Annotated in this window: 1 protein-coding gene; it reads left to right on the plus strand. The window is 34.0% G+C overall.

Going from position 1 to position 1,758, the window contains the following annotated elements:
* Positions 1-37: 37 nt before the first annotated feature.
* Positions 38-1,758, plus strand: a 1,721-nt coding sequence (locus WMO25_RS17705; protein ID WP_349086518.1) for a hypothetical protein, incomplete at its 3' end; no start/stop codon positions are given.

Genomic DNA, 1,758 nt, shown 5'->3' on the forward strand with positions numbered 1-1,758 from the left:
GGACGTTGAACGGAAACATTTCAGATGTCCGAAGGTTGTGGGAGATGGCATTGACTTGTCAAAACATCAAATCTACATCAGTTACATTACGTCAGACAGTGCAGGAAAAACATTCTCAGGCAATGCAGGATTGTATCTCTGTGAGGATGTAGCAACTGATGGCGACGATATTACTTTCTCCTGGCAGTTATCCGGTAATGTATTTGCCAGCGCCGGATTCATTGCTTTTAAGGTTCTAGCTGCAAAGACAGACGGAGAAAACGTGCAGACAAGGTGGAACACAGTGCCAGCAATTGGAACTGTATTGATGACTGTCCCGGATGGAATGGATATTGGTGAGGCATATCCGGATATCGTTACTCAGCTGCTTGAGCGGATGGCAAGTGTTGAAAAGATTGCAACGGAAGAAGCTATGCAGGGGTATGTGAACACGTATCTGGAAGCCCATCCGGGAGAGAGCGACGAAACGTTGACTGATCCGAAGAAGGCTGCACCGGCCAGCGTGGTCGGAGAGTTAAAGGGCGATTTAACTAACTATGATAAATCTATTAACAACTATAATTTATTAGACGATGCACAGTTTTTTAATGGTAAACAATTTATTGACACCGGTGGTTATTTTTGGGATAATAACTATTGGAATTCATATAAAATAACTAATAATTTAACAAATAAAATCGTTGCTAAAAAAGATAATAAATCTATATTTCACATGATTGTAGGATATTTCAATGGTGGTAACTATATTAGTGGTAAATCTTATTCATCTAATACAGATAAATACGAACTTAATCTACCAGAAGGCTGTAATATCATTTGTGTATCATTTAATGTACACGATGATGATCTTGAAGGGCTAATGTTTAATTGTGTAACGGATATTGGTGAAGCAGTTAAAGAAAACTCTAAAAATATTGATGAATTAAGAAACAGAACAAGTAATCTTTTGACTACACATAAATTGATTTTAGATAACGAATTTTACGAATTACCTAAAATAGAAGATTATGAAAATAAGTATGCATATTCATTGAGTGATGGTAAACCAGAATGGAAATCAAATGCTATTTACAGGACGTGCTCTATTGATGGAAATATAAATATAAAAGCGTATTTCACCAATGCGGTTGATAATGCTAATACTGCCATATATCTTGTAACGGTAACAAAATGTGAAAATGAGGTATATTCGACAAAAACATTTAACGTCAATGATTTATTTTTATATAACACTTCAAAAGAGGGCACTGTTTACGGAATTAGTTATGAAATTGATGTTGAAAAAAGAGCTATTCAATTTACAGGAAATACAAATAATGTCACATTGTCAATTACAATGAAAAACGATAGTGGTTACGTTGAATATATTAAAAGATACAGACCTAAATGGTTAATTTCAAAACCTAATGAAATATATGTTTGTGCAAACGATTCTACTGATGAAGAAAAAGAATATGCTGATTATTTGTGTGATGGTGTTAATGATGAAGTTGAAATTATGAACGCCATAAAAAAACTTAATCCATACGGAGTTGTTGTTTTATCAAGTGGAACATTTAACATTCAGTCATTTAGTAGTTATAGAGAAGAAGATGTAAAGTGTGCTATCTTTTCAGATAAAGACATAACAATTCAAGGAAGTGGAAGAAATAGAACAAAGTTGTTTGTTAGTAATGATACATTATCTGCGTTGACAGAAAAAGTAGCTATCGTCAGTGGCTACGATACTTGTATAAATTTAAATGATTTGTCTTTTGA

Origin of the sequence: Coprococcus intestinihominis (assembly GCF_040096555.1) — a bacterium.
In the GTDB taxonomy this organism is placed as follows: domain Bacteria; phylum Bacillota; class Clostridia; order Lachnospirales; family Lachnospiraceae; genus Coprococcus_A; species Coprococcus_A intestinihominis.